This window comes from Chitinophaga sp. CCNWYY40 (assembly GCF_037483205.1).
GTDB lineage: Bacteria > Bacteroidota > Bacteroidia > Chitinophagales > Chitinophagaceae > Chitinophaga > Chitinophaga ginsengisegetis.
This window is the reverse complement of sequence record NZ_JBBHLF010000005.1, coordinates 547664-565416: the sequence shown is the minus strand read 5'-3', so window position 1 is coordinate 565416 and position 17753 is coordinate 547664. Positions and strand designations below refer to the sequence as shown.

At 47.0% G+C, this 17753-nt stretch carries 12 protein-coding genes; 5 read left to right on the top strand and 7 right to left on the bottom strand.

Annotated features, from left to right (window positions below):
- Window positions 1-100: 100 nt before the first annotated feature.
- Window positions 101-2818, top strand: a complete 2718-nt coding sequence (locus V7S65_RS21305) for a sensor histidine kinase (protein WP_336387699.1) — start codon at window positions 101-103, stop codon at window positions 2816-2818.
- Window positions 2815-3564, top strand: a complete 750-nt coding sequence (locus V7S65_RS21300) for a LytR/AlgR family response regulator transcription factor (RefSeq protein ID WP_111577165.1) — start codon at window positions 2815-2817, stop codon at window positions 3562-3564. The genes V7S65_RS21305 and V7S65_RS21300 overlap by 4 nt, the downstream gene beginning before the upstream one ends.
- A gap of 210 nt (window positions 3565-3774) precedes the next feature.
- Here V7S65_RS21300 and V7S65_RS21295 read toward each other — a convergent pair whose 3' ends face one another.
- The 3 genes from V7S65_RS21295 to V7S65_RS21285 all read right to left on the bottom strand — a co-directional run bounded on the left by V7S65_RS21295 (window position 3775) and on the right by V7S65_RS21285 (window position 5684).
- Entirely contained in the window at window positions 3775-4446 is a 672-nt protein-coding gene (locus V7S65_RS21295; protein ID WP_339546337.1) for a DNA-3-methyladenine glycosylase family protein, read from the bottom strand.
- A 51-nt stretch (window positions 4447-4497) separates the two neighbouring features.
- On the bottom strand, window positions 4498-4995 hold the full coding sequence (locus tag V7S65_RS21290; protein WP_111577163.1) for a methylated-DNA--[protein]-cysteine S-methyltransferase: 498 nt from the start codon (window positions 4993-4995) through the stop codon (window positions 4498-4500).
- Window positions 4996-5072: 77 nt separating this feature from the next.
- Entirely contained in the window at window positions 5073-5684 is a 612-nt protein-coding gene (locus tag V7S65_RS21285) for a hypothetical protein (RefSeq protein WP_336387701.1), read from the bottom strand.
- A 170-nt stretch (window positions 5685-5854) separates the two neighbouring features.
- Between V7S65_RS21285 and V7S65_RS21280 the strand changes: the two genes are divergently transcribed.
- Genes V7S65_RS21280 through V7S65_RS21270 form a run of 3 tightly spaced genes read left to right on the top strand, consistent with a single transcriptional unit; the run spans window position 5855 to window position 11282 of the window.
- A complete protein-coding gene (locus V7S65_RS21280; protein WP_079471600.1) occupies window positions 5855-6586 on the top strand; it encodes an ImuA family protein in 732 nt (243 codons plus the stop codon).
- Window position 6587: 1 nt separating this feature from the next.
- Complete coding sequence (locus tag V7S65_RS21275) at window positions 6588-8090, top strand: Y-family DNA polymerase (RefSeq protein ID WP_336387702.1); 1503 nt, start codon at window positions 6588-6590, stop codon at window positions 8088-8090.
- Window positions 8091-8105: 15 nt separating this feature from the next.
- Window positions 8106-11282, top strand: coding sequence for an error-prone DNA polymerase (locus V7S65_RS21270; RefSeq protein ID WP_336387703.1), 3177 nt, complete (start codon window positions 8106-8108; stop codon window positions 11280-11282).
- Between the two features lie 45 nt (window positions 11283-11327).
- Here V7S65_RS21270 and V7S65_RS21265 read toward each other — a convergent pair whose 3' ends face one another.
- The 4 genes from V7S65_RS21265 to V7S65_RS21250 form a co-directional block, all read right to left on the bottom strand.
- Window positions 11328-12806 (bottom strand): FAD-dependent oxidoreductase, encoded by a 1479-nt coding sequence (locus V7S65_RS21265; RefSeq protein WP_336387704.1) that lies wholly within the window; start codon window positions 12804-12806, stop codon window positions 11328-11330.
- 80 nt (window positions 12807-12886) lie between these two features.
- A complete protein-coding gene (locus V7S65_RS21260) occupies window positions 12887-13552 on the bottom strand; it encodes a hypothetical protein (RefSeq protein WP_336387705.1) in 666 nt (221 codons plus the stop codon).
- 51 nt (window positions 13553-13603) lie between these two features.
- Entirely contained in the window at window positions 13604-16063 is a 2460-nt protein-coding gene (locus V7S65_RS21255; RefSeq protein ID WP_336387706.1) for a glycoside hydrolase family 31 protein, read from the bottom strand.
- Between the two features lie 141 nt (window positions 16064-16204).
- A complete protein-coding gene (locus V7S65_RS21250; RefSeq protein ID WP_079471606.1) occupies window positions 16205-17743 on the bottom strand; it encodes a RagB/SusD family nutrient uptake outer membrane protein in 1539 nt (512 codons plus the stop codon).
- Window positions 17744-17753: the final 10 nt, after the last annotated feature.

The following is a 17753-nucleotide window of genomic DNA, read 5'->3' as shown; positions in this document are numbered from 1 at the left end:
TATATATTCACCGGATATTCAGTCAGCTTTACCGTTTGCTAAGTGGATGTAAACCGGGCGTCTGATAAAGATAGCTTTGGTACAATAAAATTATTGTATCATGAAAAGAACAGTTTATCTATGGTTGCTGCTTTGTTTGCCTTACCTGCTACCGGCACAGGGCAAGCCCGGCTACTTTGCCCTGAAACCGGGCGACTGGTTTGATATGCAGATTACGAAGCACAAGGATAATGATTACTATCCCGTGATGGAGCCGTTATTACAGTTTCAACGCCAGTATGTGCTGAGGTATCAGTTACGGAACCAGTTGCCGAATGGCAACCAGCAATACAGTATCACTCTTGAAAGAGTTGTAGCGTATACTCCGTATAGTCAGAAATTTGGCTGGATGGGGTACGACAGTTATTATCCTCCCTATAAGCAAGGGTTAGATAAAAAGCCACCTAAAGGGATGTTCCGGTTGGAAATTACAGCCAACGGAGAAATCGTATCACTAACCGCCGACAAAGATCAACCACCTTTGCCGGTGATGATGACGAGTTATAGTCCTCAAAAGCAGGTCGGCATATCCATCCGTTCAACTTACTCGCCTATGCCGCCGGAGGAGTTGCACCCCGCGATAGAAGCGATGCTGAAATTACGTAGCATCAATAACGGCATACCTGGTCTCATTCCCGCCAAAACTGAGTATGAATACGCCCAGTTGCTTACCGGCGCATCTTTTCCGGTTGCAGGCAATACATTAATAAAAGGCACATTGGCACATGCCCACAAAAAGCAGGTGGAGATTGAATTGGGAGGCAGCACGTTCAGTTTTCCCATTAATAGCCGGGGTGAATTTTATTGTCCGTTACTGTTAACAAAACCGGAACGCTGGTATATTACCATGGAAAATAACGGAGGGTATGTTTTCTTAGCTCCGGGTGATACGCTGATCATTGAAGCGGATGCCGATACTTCCCGTGGATGGCAACCCAGAAAGCTATCGGGCGGTGCTAAATGGAGTTCTATGCTGGCAGAGGAGGTGAATAACATCTTTTACGGTGACGAGGGTATGAATACCATGTACAGAAATAAAACCCTACAGGAAGTGCTTAACGCACAGGAAAGCGCAAATGCCAGATTCCAGGCAGTGTTGCAAACCTATGAGGGAAAGGCGTCTCCCAAAAGTATCGACTACTTTAAAACCAATTGGCAATACCGCATTGCGGATGACTGGCTGGTTTTTCTGTATACTCATGGCTATCAGGTAGCTCCGGAAAAACGGCCATTCCAGGGCATACCGGAAATGATCACCACTGGTATTGATACCATGCCGGTGGCAATGAATTCTTATCATGACACCAACTTCTCTTTCTATCATCAATACCTGGATTGGCTCCTGATTTATCAACAGTCACGCATCAGTCTCTCTGCTGGCGGCAGTTCAGAAGAATCTTCCTTTTACAGCAATTACTTTGTCCTGCTTTCTATGTTGAAAGGATACCCGCTGTACTATAAATTATCAAAAGGGATCAGTGAAAGCATGAAAGCAAATAGCTTTGTAAAAAATCAGCGGCTGAAACCTTATTTCGAAGATTTTATTCGTAACTGCGACGACAGCAGTATCATTAAGCCTATCATCAAGGACTGGAAGCTCATGGAACACTGGGCGCCGGGTAATACAATGCCCTTCCCAATCCTATCGCTCGCCAATGGCAAAACGTACGATTTAAAAACACAGCGTGGTAAAACCACCTGCCTCATATTTGACCATGCCAGCTACTTTCAGGACAGTGCGTTGGTTAAAATGGTTAAAAAGCATCCGGAAGTAACCTTTGTGTTCGCATGGATAAATGAGCCCGGCTTTAACCGCCAACACGATCCGGAACTCGGTACGTTGCCCAACTTTAGCAGTATTGAAATAAAAAACCAGGGAGATAAAAACTATGAAGTATATGGGATAGCCGAAATGGGCAAGAAAAATGTTGTAGTACTGGATGAATGGGGAAAAATAATATCAGATCACATCTATTCTGACGATAACATATGGGATGATCTGAATACAGCCATAGATGATGCAGCAAAAGCGCCCCGCTTTTCGGCCCTGCAAAAAGCCGGCGTGATGAATATTATTGGATGGAGCCTTGGCTCCATCCTCTTTACCGTGCTGGTGGGTATCTGGATTTACCGGGTACGCATTCAGCGTATTAAACGGGCGGAAGCCATGAAAACCGCGATCCGGGAACTGGAAATTAAAGCCATCCGTTCACAGATGAATCCCCATTTTATTTTTAATGCACTCAACTCCATTCAATCGCTGATCAACACCAGTCAATATAAAGCCGCCAATACCTATCTTGTAAAATTTTCGTTGTTGTTGAGAAGTGTATTGCATAATGCCGAAAAAAATATGATTACACTGGCAGATGAACTGGCTACCATACGCCTTTACTGTGAGCTTGAACAATTGCGTTTTAATTTCTCCTTTGAAATGGATACACCGGAAGAACTGGCGACAGACCTGGTAGATATACCCGGTATGATTTTACAGCCACTGGTAGAAAATGCTATCCTGCATGGTATTTCTTCCAAAGGAAAAGCAGGCCTGCTCCGTATTACCATCGGGAAACAACATGCAGCGTTACTGATTGCAGTGTACGACAATGGCCCGGGATATCATCCGGAAGCTGGTAACGGTTCGCACAAAAGTGTAGGGCTAAAACTGGTACGGGAAAGACTGCAGCTCTTTAGTATCGCCGGGCAAACAGCCAGTTTGCATATTAGTAACGGGAACGGCACAACGGCATTACTCACTATTCCAATTGAAAGCGTATGAAGATAAAAAGTATTCTTGTAGACGATGAGGCAAAAAGCAGGGATAATCTGCGTGTACTCCTGGGTGAATACTGCCAGGCGGTTGACATAGTTGGAGAAGCCGATTCTGCAGCCACTGCGCTCAGACTCATCAAACAACTGGAACCGGACCTTCTTTTCCTGGATATTGAAATGCCCGGTGGCTCAGGGTTCCAGCTATTACAATCACTTCCTGCCAACAGGCGCTTTGAGGTTATTTTTGTAACAGCTTACGACCACTATGGTATTGCGGCAGTAAAAGCCTGCGCCATCGACTATGTGCTGAAGCCCATAGATGTACTGGAACTTTCCGGCGCTGTAGAAAAAGCGATTGCGCAGATTGTACCCCAGCAGGAAAACAGCCGTTTGCGGGAACTGGTAGCCAATATGGGCAAGCCTATGGCAGAAAACCGTATCGCATTTCCACTGGCGGATAAAATTATTTTTGCCCTGCCGGAAGATATTATTCGCCTCGAAGCAGCAGGTAACTACACGCATGTATATATCTCCGGTCAAAAAAAACTGATTGTTTGTAAAACCCTTAAAGAATACAACGATCTGCTGGCGGACAAGCATTTCATACGCACGCATCAGTCCCACCTGGTCAACAGCCACAAAATTACAGCCTGGATAAAAACAGAAGGTGGTGCCATTTCTATGGAAGATGGCAGCCAGGTACCTGTTTCCCGCCAACGCAAAGAAGAAGTATTAAAAATACTGATGAAATGACTAGGGCGCGTTTCCGCGGGTATCACACTTACTTTCCGGTTGCTGAATACAGGAGATATATTTCCATTCTTCTCCCGGTCTTTTTTTGTGATTTCAAACAAACGTTAACCCTCAATGGCCCGGCAAACAGGCATAATGGTGTGGAACAATTCTTCACGCAGTCGCCGGTTATTTTGCACAAAACAATTCAAGTCCTTGTACGATTCACACCTAAAGCGTCACCGCCTTCTTTATTTTCTCCGTTTCTGCAGAAGTATCTTTCACCCGCAGCGAGAGGTAATAATGCCACAATATCATAGTGGCAACGGTCCGGTAGGGCTGCCATGCTGCTGATATTTTCAGCAGTTTCTCAGGAGCAGTGTCTTTGGGCAGTTTTTTCACCTGCTTGAGTGCATTCACTGCAGCAAGGTCGCCGATAGGGAAAATATCCGCCCGTTGCAGCACAAACATCAGGTAGACGTCTGCGGTCCAGTTGCCGATTCCTTTCAGCGCTACCAGTGCTTTCCGGACATCTTCATCCGGTAGCTTTTCCATTGCTTTAGGATTGAATGCTTTGCTTTGAATCGCCTGTGCCAAAAACCGGGCATACGATGTCTTTTGCCGGCTGAAATAACAGGCTTTTAATTCTTCGTCCGTTAATTCCAGTAATTTGGCTGGAGTTATTTTTGTGAGCCTTTCCCGTAATTTATTGAGCGCCGCTAAGGCGGATGCCAGTGATACCTGCTGCTCCAGTATAATATGTATCAGGCTTTCAAATGTATTGGGTCGTGTCCACATCGGTGGATAACCATATGTTTTTACAATAAAGGCTAACTCCGGATCATGGGTACATAGTTGATCACAAATGGAGTGAAAGTTTTCCGTTGAAAAGGTATGCAACACTTACTTCGAGTTTGCGGAAAGATAGTATAAACTACCCACCTCAACAAGTATCTAAAATAGCGTTGGACTAACTTTATTTTCTAGCTGAAGTAAGCGGTTCTTGGTGGCTATACCACCTGCAAAGCCAACTAATTTTCCGGAAGCGCCTATTACCCGGTGACAAGGAGCAATGATAGAAATAGGGTTTTTATTGGCTGCACCGCCAACAGCACGTACTGCTTTCGGATCACCAATTTGTTTGGCGATCTGACCGTAGGTCCTCGTTTCTCCGAAAGGAATCGTCAGCAGAGCTTTCCATATTTTCTTTTGAAATGCTGTTCCCACAAAATCCAGTTCCACGGAAAAAGAAGTTCGCTTTTTGGCGAAGTATTCATTGAGTTGTTCTTCTGCCTGGCAGAGGATAGGATGATGTATATCAATTGTGCCGGCGTTTATGTTTACGCGGTCAGGAAGTTCATTTTCCCACAGCACTGCCGCCAAACCTTTATCGCTCGCTATCAGCGTCAGTTGTCCTACGGGAGAGTCCATTGTTTTATGATAGTAGGTCATCTTTTTATTTTTTTATGATGGTACAAATTTACCATCGTCATACATGTAAAAGAACCCGTTTCTTGCCCTTAACGATATTAAACAGCCATTTGAGGAACATAGCCCGCCCTGAAAGCGTTCACAACAGAGGCTGGTGTTAAAACAGGTAATTTGCCGCTCCCCGGCAAAGGGATGCCTGTAGAATAACCTGCGGGCGACCATAAATACAACAATCCCTTATTAAGAAGATAGGGCTCCTCCCCGATACTCACAAAAGTGCCGTCAGGCAAGGCATCCGGGCTTTCTTCGAATGTAACTTTTAAATGATGCTTATCTATCCGTTCTGCATGAAGAATGTTATCGATCTCTTTAATAAGCGTTTTTTCGTTAAACTTTTTATCCGGATTACCTTTCAGCCAAAGCGATTTAAATTGATGAGCTTCTGCTTTACGGCATTCAAAGCAGGGCCGGTGGCCGGCAGCAAAGGAGGTGGCTTCATCCATAAAGAAGAGTTCTGTATACCGGTCGGGAGCCATTACCGGTCTTCTCCTGTTTTTAAACGCCAGTACACAGGTAATCCAGGTCTTGATCTTGTATGGACGGATAATTTCCTGATCGTGGTTGTGTATTACTCCCCGGTTCCCCATAAAAAGTCCTCTCGCTTCTGTCCGGATAATATTACCAAATGGATTAACCCTGTTCTGTAGCATGACGATGCGTTTTATTTGAATGGTATTTAAAATTACAGCTTAACGGAGAGCCGCGCAATAAATCAGCAGATCAAGTTATATATATCCGTAAATAATATTGCTAAATTACTAATTAATTTAGTATTATTGCTAAATAAATTAGTTAGAAATATTTAAATCAGCTGTCAACTATGCCCGCAGAAAAAGCAGCTATCATTGCCGGTTTGCAAAGGGAAATCCTCCTTTTGCAGGGCTTTAAACAAGCCGGTAATACGAGCGTGGATATGGGACTTGGGCGGGTTACAGCTGCTTTTCCGAATGCAACATTTCCAACCGGGGCAATACATGAGTTTGTGAGTGCAGCAGCAGAACACACTGCCGCCACCGCCGGATTTATCGGTGGTTTATTGAACGCGTTGATGCAAGGTGGTGGCGCCTGTATATGGATCAGCACCTGTAGAACGCTTTTTCCGCCTGCATTGAAAACCTTTGGTATCGAGCCGGAACGGCTCATTTTTGTAGATCTGAAACGGGAGAAGGATGTACTCTGGGCAATGGAAGAAGCATTAAAATGTGAAGGGCTCGCCGCAGTGATCGGGGAAGTAAAGGATGTCAGTTTTACGGCCTCCCGGCGCCTGCAGCTGGCGGTAGAACAAAGCAGGGTAACAGGGTTTATTATTCGCCGGGAATCCACTGTTTTTAATACCACTGCCTGCGTTTCCCGCTGGCGCATTACATCATTAGCCAGCGAACCGGAAGATGGATTGCCTGGTGTTGGTTATCCCCGCTGGAATGTTGAACTACTGAAGATCCGGAATGGGAAGCCCGGCATTTGGCAGATAGAATGGTCCACCGGCAGGTTCAGGTTGATGGATGAGCCATCGTCTTCCGCACCGCCGGAGCTGATTCGCAAAATCGGGTAGTATGGCCAGGCGTTTCGTTTCTATATGGTTTCCTCATCTGATGACCGACTGGCTAATCCGTTGCCGCCCTGCTTTACGACAGGAAGCATTTGTACTGGCCATCCCGGATCACGGACGGATGATTGTAACAGCCGCCAGTAGAACGGCGCAGTTGCAGGGCATCACAAAGGGAATGGCCGTAGCAGATGCACGGGCGCTCATCGGCACACTGCAGGTGATTGATGATAAGCCCGGGCAATCGAACCGCATACTAAACGCACTCGGGGAATGGGCCATCCGCTTTACACCTGTAACGGCAACAGATCCTCCCGATGGCCTGCTGCTGGAAGTTACCGGCTGCGCCCACCTTTGGGGCGGTGAAGAAGTATACCTGGAAGAGATAGTGACCAGACTTACGCAGATTGGATACCAGGTGCGTGCAGGAATGGCTGATACGATTGGTGCTGCATGGGCCATCCCCAGGTTTGGACAAACACCGGCAGTGATCCCTGCCGGTGAACAGATGGCTGCATTAATGGATATGCCTCCGGCCGCACTGCGACTGGAATCTGCTATCTGTGAACGGTTAATGAAATTAGGTCTGCACCAGGCCGGAAGCTTTATTGGAATGCCCCGCACAGTGCTCCGCCGGCGCTTTGGCAGGGAGATGTTACAGAGGCTTGATCAGTTCACAGGACTGGAAGATGAGGTAATTCAACCCCTGCTGCCGGTTGAACCTTACCAGGAACGGCTGCCATGCCTGGAGCCTATTGTAACAGGTACAGGTATCGAAATTGCGCTCAGGCGATTGCTGGAAACCCTTTGCCAGCGCCTTTCCCAGGAAGAGAAAGGATTGCGGAGCGCTGTTCTGAAATGTTATAAGGTAGATGGTGCAATTGAACAACTGGAGATAGGCACAGGACATCCATCACATAACACCAACCACCTGTTCAAACTGTTTGAATCGAAAATACCAACGATCAAACCAGACCTGGGTATCGAACTATTTGTACTGGAGGCTCCTAAAGTGGAAGACGTACGCCCGTTGCAGGAAACATTCTGGAATGCAGCAGGTGGACTGGAAGATGTGAGTATCGCCGAACTGATCGACCGGCTGGAAGGCAAGGCCGGCAAAGGAACCGTTCACCGTTACCTGCCTGCTGAACATCACTGGCCGGAGTGGTCTGTTAAACCGATTGCCAGCCTCCATGAAAAAACAGATACTTCATGGCGAACAGACAGACGCCGTCCCATTCAACTGCTCTCCAGGCCAGAACCGATAGAAGTAGCGGCGCCTATACCCGATTATCCTCCGATGCATTTCCGGTATAAAGGGAAAGTGCATAAAGTGAAGAAAGCCGATGGCCCTGAGCGGATTGAAAGTGAATGGTGGCTGCAACAAGGACAACACCGGGATTATTATGTAGTGGAAGATGATACCGGTAGCCGCTACTGGCTGTTCAGGCTGGGGCACTACACCGGTGATAAACCTCACGCCTGGTTTATTCATGGTTTTTTTGCATGAGAAAATGGAGGAGATATGAGCTACACAGAATTGCAGGTAACTACCAACTTTAGCTTTTTAAGGGGAGCATCACATCCGGATGAACTGGTAGAACAGGCTGCTGCACTGGGTTACAAAGAAATGGCGATTACGGACCGGAATAGTCTTGCAGGCATTGTTCGCGGCCATGCCGCTGCAAAAACCAGTGGCATACGCATTATACCCGCCTGCCGGATCGATCTGCTGGATGGCCCATCATTACTTGCTTATCCTACCGATACAAAGGCATATGGGCGCCTTTCAGCGTTGCTCACCAAAGGCAATCTGAGAGCCGAGAAGGGGCAATGTCATTTATACAAAAATGATGTATTTGAACATGCAGCAGGAATGAAATTTATTGCATTACCGCCCGCATCTTTGAATGAAAGGTTTGAATTTGATCCCACCTTCAGCGTGGCCATGAATGAGTACCGGGAGGCACTGGGAACAAACCTGTATCTTTCTGCCACCCGTTCTTATCAGGGAGATGATTTTAAAAAATTACATCGTCTTTCACAGTTATCGTCTGCATATAATATCCCTTTGGTAGCTACCGGCGACGTACATTATCATATCCCCGAGCGCCGGCAGCTACAGGATATTGTAACCTGTATCAGGGAAAAATGTACCATTTACACGGCGGGTTATCGTTTGCACGAAAATGCAGAAAGATACTTAAAGCCTCAACAGGAAATGTTACGCCTCTTCCGGCAATATCCCGATGCCATCCTTCGTACAAAAGAGATTGCAGAGAGCTGCCGGTTTTCTCTCGACTCACTTAAATACATCTACCCGGAAGAAATTACCAGCAACGGCCGCACGCCCCAGGAAGAACTTACACATTTAGCATGGCAGGGCGCCAGGGAGCATTTCGGGGATGATATCCCGGAAAAAATTACTACTGCCATTCACTATGAACTCTCTTTCATAAAAGAAATGAATTATGCATCTTACTTCCTGACCGTATATGACATTGTCCGTTTTGCGAGGCAGCAAGGAATCCTTTGCCAGGGCCGCGGTTCAGCAGCAAATTCCACGGTTTGTTATTGCATGGGAATCACTGCTGTTGATCCTACAAAAATCGACCTGCTGTTTGAACGGTTTATTTCCTCCGCCCGTAATGAGCCTCCTGATATTGATGTGGATTTTGAACATGAACGCAGGGAAGAAGTGATTCAATACATTTATGAAAAGTATGGCCGGAACCGTGCTGCCATTGTAGCTACCGTTACACAGCAACGGCAAAAAGGCGCTATCCGCGATGTGGGAAAGGCAATGGGCTTATCTGTTGATACCATCAATCGGCTTTCTGCTTCCGTCTGGGAATTTACTTCCGAATGGCTGGAAGGGGAAGGACTTGCAGAACAGGGATTTGATCCGCGTGATCCGCATCTGCGGAAAATGCTGGAGCTTACGCGGCAGTTCATCGGTTTTCCGCGTCAGCTCGGGCAACATACCGGTGGCTTTGTTATCACGCAGGGCGCCCTTTCCGATCTGTGTCCTATTTTGAATGCCCGCATGGAAAACAGAACCTGTATTGAATGGAATAAAGATGATATTGATGTACTTGGATTTCTTAAGATAGATGTGCTGGCCCTCGGTATGCTTACCTGTATCCGCAAAGCCTTCGATCTGGCAAAAGTACATCACGATCGCCCTCTTACCCTGGCGAGTGTTCCGCAGGATGATCCGGATGTGTATGAAATGATAGGCCATGCAGATACTATCGGCGTATTCCAGATTGAAAGCCGTGCACAACAATCCATGCTGCCACGGTTAAAGCCCACCTGCTTCTATGACCTGGTGATTGAAGTAGCTATTGTAAGACCCGGACCTATCCAGGGCGACATGGTGCACCCCTATCTGCGCCGGCGTAATGGAGAAGAAAAGGTTACCTATCCTTCTACTGAACTGAAAGAAATCCTGGGCAAAACGTTAGGTGTTCCGCTGTTCCAGGAACAGGCGATGAAAATTGCTATCGTAGCCGCCGGCTTCACTGCATCGGAAGCAGATGAACTCCGCAGGAGCATGGCCACTTTCAAAGCACCCGGACAGGTAACCCGGTTCAGGGAAAAGCTGGTAAAAGGCATGGTCGCAAAAGGATACGAAGAAGAATTTGCCCTGCGGGTTTTTAAGCAGCTGGAAGGCTTTGGTAGTTATGGTTTTCCTGAAAGTCATGCCGCAAGCTTTGCCCTGCTGGTATATGTTTCCAGCTGGCTCAAATGTCATTACCCGGATGTTTTTGCATGCGCCTTGTTAAACAGTTTGCCAATGGGCTTTTACCAGCCGGCACAAATTGTTATTGATGCGCGTAAACACGGTGTGGAAGTACGGCAGGCAGATGTAAATCTTTCTCTCTGGGATAATATACTGGAAGAAAAAACAGAGAGGTTGTGTGCACTACGACTTGGATTTCGCCAAATAAAAGGTATCAGCCAGGATGATGTACAGGCGTTAGTTGCATGCCGGACTACAGGCTATACAACGATTCATGCTCTCCGGGATGCAGGCGTTACCCTGATCACGCTGGAAAAACTGGCCGATGCAGATGCCTTCCGGTCGATGGGGCTCGATCGCCGTCAGGCGCTTTGGGAGGTATCCGCGCTTCACGACCGCCCCATTGGTATCTTCACAGGCCAGCCATCTGAAAGTGCTGTTGAATCCCAGGTACAGCTACCGGAAATGACTATCTCGGAACATGTGGTACACGATTACAGTGCCACTACACTGTCTTTAAAAGCACATCCGGTAAGCTTTGTACGGGAAAAATTACAGCTGCTGCATATTCTCTCTGCAAAAGAACTGGATGGGGCCATGAATGGTGCAGCAGTGAAAGTAGCAGGTCTTGTACTGGTGCGTCAAAGACCAGGCACCGCCAAAGGCGTTTGCTTTATCACTATCGAAGATGAAACAGGATGCAGTAACCTGGTGGTTTTTCAACAACAGTTTGACAAGTACCGCAAGGAAATTCTGCAAGCAAGGCTGCTGATGGTGGAAGGAACCCTGCAACGCGAAGGTGAAGTGGTACACATTATTGTGAAACGTTGCTACGACCTGTCTAAATTCTTACGGCAATTACTTCCTTCAAAAACAGAAAATCAACTAATGCAGCCGCCGTCAAAAAAAGAGGAGATATCAGCAACGTTGTTTGCTGAAGCAAGGAATTTTAAATAGATGTTTATACATCCTCCTGGTAGGGATGTGCTAACCCCTCCCCGTCTACGCTTCTACTCCCAACCGGTGCCGGAATATCCCGCACGGATCCCACTTTCCTTTTACACGTTGCAGCCGCTCATAATTATCCTGGTAGTAAAACACATGCCACGGCAGGCCCGATTTATTAAATTGTTCATCCGCCATATCTGCATCCGGGTGCGCAATCAAACATCCGCCTGCCTGTTCACCAGGCACAGGTACTCCGCCTGTTTGCGCAAATAGCTCCTGGTAAATATTACGTGTCCATGCAACAGACTTCTCTTCGTCTGCCGCATCTAACCACCCGGATGTACAGGCAGTCGCTAAAATTGAGTCCCGCTGAGGGAATGCGGTAGCATCTGCAGCAACAGCATTCATTTTGCCACCAAAAAATGCTAACCCAACAGAACCTCCAGGCACATCACTATGCTCTGTCAGATACCGGTATATTACCCCTATCTGTGCAGGTGTATAGGGTGCGCGTAACAGGGCATCCTTTACTTTGAAGGCAACCCGCTGTTCTACGAAAATATCCGGAAACGGCTGCAATGCAAATTCCACCCAGCGCATCGGTTTTCGTATAGCTCTTCCCGTTATACCGAGCCCGGCAGAAATTGCGGCGGCAAATTCTTCTGCTATTTCTTCCGGACAATCTGATAACACCGCTTTCAACATAATTTTTCCGGTTACTTTATTCGACAGGAAAAGGGTGGCAAACAAGCTTCCGGCCTCCGTGTCTGCACTGCTGTGCATCTTCGCCCATTCCCCGAAATTCTCTGTCAGTTGTTTAAATACATGTTCGTCTACCTGTTCCCAATCCCACTCCATCTCCATTGTTTCCAATACTTCCGGCGATTTGGGTAATAACAGGAAAGGATCGCGCTCATTCACGCCGGCCGCACGAAACCAATAACGGGTAACGATTCCAAAATTTCCGGTACCGCCTCCGGTATGCGCCCACCAGAGTTCCCGGTTGCTATCTGTCTCTTCCCTTGTGGCTATTACCTTTTCCACCTGCCGCTCATTATTTACGCAGAGTACTTCTACCGCATATAAATAATCAACCGCCAGTCCATGATGGCGATGAAGAAAGCCAAAAGCTCCCCCGGATATATGTCCGCCTATCCCAATGGCCGGGTGCTGTCCTGCCGGGAGTAAAACGCCCCACCGGTGATCCAGCGTTTCAATTACTTCTCCCAAAGTTGCGCCTGCCGCCACTTCAATCGCGTTCATTTCCTCATCATAACGGATACCCTTCATCCGGGAAATATCGATTACGATTTCTACTGCCGGATCACCTACAAAGTTCTCAAGGCAGTGGCCTCCACCGCGTACCGCTACACGTTTGTTGTTATCTACTGCATATTGCAGCGCATCTTTCAATTCATCGGCAGTAGTTATGGAAATAATCCCGGAGGGATGTCCCTTCCATCTCTGGTTAACGCCACGGTTGTTCCACTCATCATATGCTGCATCTGCGGGAGTGATGATACTAAAGTTCATAACAACGGCTTTAAGTTGATAGTGAAGACAGGGATCAGGACATCCCAAAGATAATGGTTAAAAGTTGTAGCAAACAAACACTACTTTTTCCTCACCGGGGTCATCGTTTTATATACCCGCACCAAAGCAGAACTATCGGTACTCACCGTATCTATTTTGTTGCCATTCCAGCTTAAGTGGTAGTAGTCATAAGACTCGGTGGCAACGGTATCTTCCGGAGTTCCATACTGACTGGAACTGAAATTTTCCAGGATCACCCGCCAGCTGCTGTCGGGAGAATGATACAGCCAGGAGTTTTTAATCAGCACATCACCGGCGTCACCAAATTCTTCTGCCAGCTCAGTTTCAAATGTGATGGTATTTGTTTGCTTATGGTAAGCGAATAATTTAACGGAAGAAGATTCGTATTCAGAAGGCGCTCTGGTAACCAGACCAATTGTATTGGGATCCAGGTTGAATTTATAGCAGGCATAAAAAAGATAATCTTTATTATACATGCGGTCGCTCAATAATGGCTGTAGCTGGCTGTCGATGGCGGTACCTCTAAAATGCCAGCTGCCGGGATCTCCGTAAGCGCCGGGTAAAATTTCCAGGGTGTCCTGTTCGAATGTTTGATAAAGATTAATCAGGGAACTTATATCAGGGGAGATAGTATCACGTACGGCAGTAACCGTTATATTTTGTTGGCGGGTAATACCTATGCAGGCAGAAAGGAAAAGCAACAGCAGAAAAGGCAGATATTTCATGCCCAAATATAAAGAAGACCCCCCGGAAAATCCAGGAGGCCGTTCTTATTATTACAAATCCACGTTAATTAGCTGATTACCATTATCAAAGGTTGCCTGCTGTACAGTGCAACGCTCTGCGGGAATCGAGGATCCTTGCGGATCAAAGCGTGATATAGGTGAAAGGAAAGAATAACCAGTTGACACTAACGATAGCGGACTACCATTAACGGTTACACTTTTTTGGTCCCCAAATCCGTGGAGTAATAATTTAATGTGATGAAATTTGGATGCATAACTACCACTTGCTTTTTCCAGTGTTATTTTTTTATCAGCAGGATGATAAGCGATAGTCCGTTGATAATACACTCCTTTCTCGTTATCAAAAGTTTCTCCGTCATCTTCATAATAAACAAACGTATTTTGTTTATCACCTTTGTAGATGTGCAGGAAAAGCGTATCTGATGGCTTTTCGGTAGTGTTTTGTATCAACGATTGCATAGGGATGATACTGCTTTCTTTTACATATACCGGCAGTGTTTTTATATTCAGCGGTGTAATTACTTCCTGCTTACCGGCAGTGATGGTATCATTATAAAGATTATACCATTTTCCTTCAGGGAAATAGATGGAACCGAATTCCTTAGTACTCTCGAAAGGCGCTATCATAAAAGCATTGCCATAACCATACTGGTTCTGGAAGCGGGTATCGTACACATTGGCGTCAAAGGTATTGGTGAGCGCCAGGGTACGCATAACGGGCAAGCCTGTACGTGTAGCTTCATACATGGAGCTGTAGAGATAAGGAAGCAAACGGTAACGGAGGTTTACATAGTTGCGGGAAATTTCCAGCACCTCTTCTCCATATGCCCACGGCTCAGACGACTTGGTATTTACGCCTGTGTGATTGCGATAATAAGGAATGAATGCGCCGATCTGCATCCAGCGGGCATACAAACTCACGGTAGGATTCCCGGTAAAACCGCCGATGTCCATACCGGAGAAAGGCATACCGCTAACACCCAAACTGTTCATCAGGCGAACGCCCAGCAGCATATGATCTTCCTCCGCCCGGTTGTCGCCGGTCCAGATGGCACTATAGCGTTGCGAGCCGGCATAAGCGGCCCTGGTTAGCAGGAACGGACGTTTCTTTAATTCCTCCCTGGAGCCTTCATAGCTGGCCCGCACCATTTCAAGGCCGTATACATTGTGCGCCTGCTGATGGGTTACCGGGTTACCTTCGTAATCAAAGATCACGTTGTTAGGCATCTTCTGCCCCCAGGTGGCAATTTCATTCATATCGTTCCATATACCGCGCACACCGTCACGCATATACGATTTTACCTGTCCTTTCCACCAGTTGCGGCCTTTTACGCTGGTAAAGTCCGGGAAGTGGCACCAGCCGGGCCATACCTGGCCGGTATAGTTTTGTCCGTCGCTATATTTGATAAAGATGTTTTCTTTTTTTCCACTTTCGTAAGCGGCATAGCCCTCTTCTACTTTTATGCCGGGGTCTACGATCACTGTAATTTTGAATCCCATATCATTCAGTTGTTTACTGAGTTGTTGGGGATTGGGGAAACGGTCTTTGTTCCAGGTAAACAGTTTATAGGCGTCCATGTAATGGATGTCGAGTGTAATACCGTCTGCAGGAATCTTTTTCTCCCGCAGGGTTTGCGCTATGCGTAATACTTCTGTGTCGGGGTAATAGCTGTAGCGGTTTTGCTGGTATCCGAGGCTCCACAGTGGCGGCATAGGCATGCGGCCGGTGAGGTTGGTGTAAGAGGTAATGATATCTGCCATCTGAGGGTGATAGATGAAATAATAATTCATCTCTCCTCCTCTTGCGCCAAAAGAAGAAAAACGGTTATTGCTGGCGCCGAAGTTAAAATCGCTCTGGAAGGTATTATCGAAGAAGATACCGTAGTTAATATGATGATGTATGCCTACGTAAAATGGTATGGTAGCATATATAGGGTCCTGGTTGGTAGCATAGCCAAACTTGTCGGAGTTCCAGTTCGTATAGCCTTCACCTTTACGGTCGAGGTTACCTGTTTTTTCACCCAGGCCAATAAACCGCTCTCCTTCCTGCATTTTCTTGTAGGTTGTTACTTCATCGCCGATCCAGGAAGTGGTTAATCCATCCTCATCCTCATTGATCACTTCTCCCGAAGGGGTAAGAAAACGGATGGCAAACGGATTTTTGGAAATACGCAGTTGCAGGGAATCTGTAGTTACATTGATTTCATTGTTATTTTGGGTAGTCTGTAACCGGGTGGTGGCGGGCTGGGCAATCACGGCATAAGAAAAATCTGCGGCGAGCGGATGCTGATCCATTCTTACACGGATCACGGATGGGCTGTACACGGTGATTTCCGCGAATGCATTTTCTGCACTGATTTTTATCTGTTGCCCTGAGATGCTGACCGTATTTATTTTACCGATCTTTTTTACCTGGTTTTGTGCCTGGGCTGACAGGCAGGAAAGTAGTAAAATCCATCCTGAACGCCTTAGCAGAGCTTTTGTATACATAAGAATGATTGAATTGCTACGCAAAAAACTCCCCTGTCGCATTAGCTGTGTAATGCGTAACAGATATGAAATATAGTTTGGGAGAAGGTTTTGCTGCGGGGCAGGGCTTATCCGGCCCTGCCCGCAACAAAAGAATAATTATTAGTAACCCGGGTTTTGTACAAGGTTTTTATTTACAGCGAGATCACTGGTTGGAATCGGGAACAGCAGGTATTTTGGATCGCTTGCAGTTTTCAGCTGCCATGCGTCCAGGTATTTACCAAAGCGGATCAGATCCATTCTTCTCCAGCCTTCCCAATATAATTCACGGCCTCTTTCAGCAAGCATTTTGGTGAGGTCAAGGCTGGTGAATGGAGTAGCGCCGCGTTTCAAACGCAGGTCGTTTACGATTACGAGTGCCGCTGCCGCATTGCCCGTTCTGAGCAACGCTTCTGCTTTCATCAGCACTGCATCTGCATAACGGAAAAATACGAAGTCGTTGGTAGCATTGCTGCCGCTGGAACCCATGTCAGGAGGGTATTTCACTACCCTGATACCAGACATTTCCACTTGCGTACCGGTGGCTCTCAGTTCTACTTCGCGGGTGAAGATAAGCGGACGGTTGCTTCTGTCCAGGATCTTATTACCATTCTGATCGTACTGCTGGCCCAAAAGGAAACCTACTTTCAAACCGGAAACATTGGTAACACCTGGATAGTCGCCGCCTCTGCGGGTATCTGTTGCTTCAAATGAATCATAGAAATCAGACAAAGTGGTGAAGCCATTCCATCCGCTGGGGTTTTGGCTATAGTGCAGGGTACACATCCAACGGCAGTATACGTTGTTGCCGTTACGGTTGTTACTGACACCGGGGCCGTTCAGTTGGGTAAAGATATTTTCGGTGGACTTCGCATCGTTATCCCTTGCGAAAGTGTCGAAATATTTCGGCTGAAGGCTATAGCCACTGGCTGTTATCTGATCTGCCAGGGCAATCACTTTCTGCATGTCAGCGGCATCGAAAGTGGGTGCTTTTCTGTTCAGGAAAGCGCCTTTATTCAGATATATTTTCATCAGCAGGAAGCGGGCCGCATCCTGGTTCGCTACATAAGCATCCTTGGCGGTAACTCTATCCGGCAGGTTAGGCAGGATGGCATTCAGTTCAGAAATAATGAAGTCCAAACCTTCTGCTGCCTTGTACACCTTTGGTGCTTCCAGCAGGTTTTCGCCCGGGCTACGGAACGGTACCTGGCCATAAAGGTCAATCACCGCAAACATAGAGAAGGCACGCAGAAAACGCGCTTCCGCCTCTTGTCTTGGCGTAGGGCGGAAATTTAATACGTTGGTAGCGCTGAACTGTTCGAGCAAGAGGGCGCTGAAGGTATTCTGAATATGTGAATGGTCTGGTGTCCACTGGTGTTGGTGAAGGGCGCGCCATACACCATTATCATCCCAGTCGCCGCCACGTGTGGGTCCGAGCGCTTCGTCGGTACTGATTTCACACATGCCCCAGGTCTGCGAAAAATCCTGGTAGGCATTCTGCAGGTTATCATAAGCGGATCCCAGCAACTGGGAGGCTTTGATCAGTGAATCGGCTTGTTGCTGATTCAGGTTACTTCCCAGGTCTTCATTCAGACTGCAGGCTGTAAAGCCAACGCTGCAGGCAATTACCAATGCTGTTTTAATTATATGTTGAGTCGTCATTGTGGTCTTT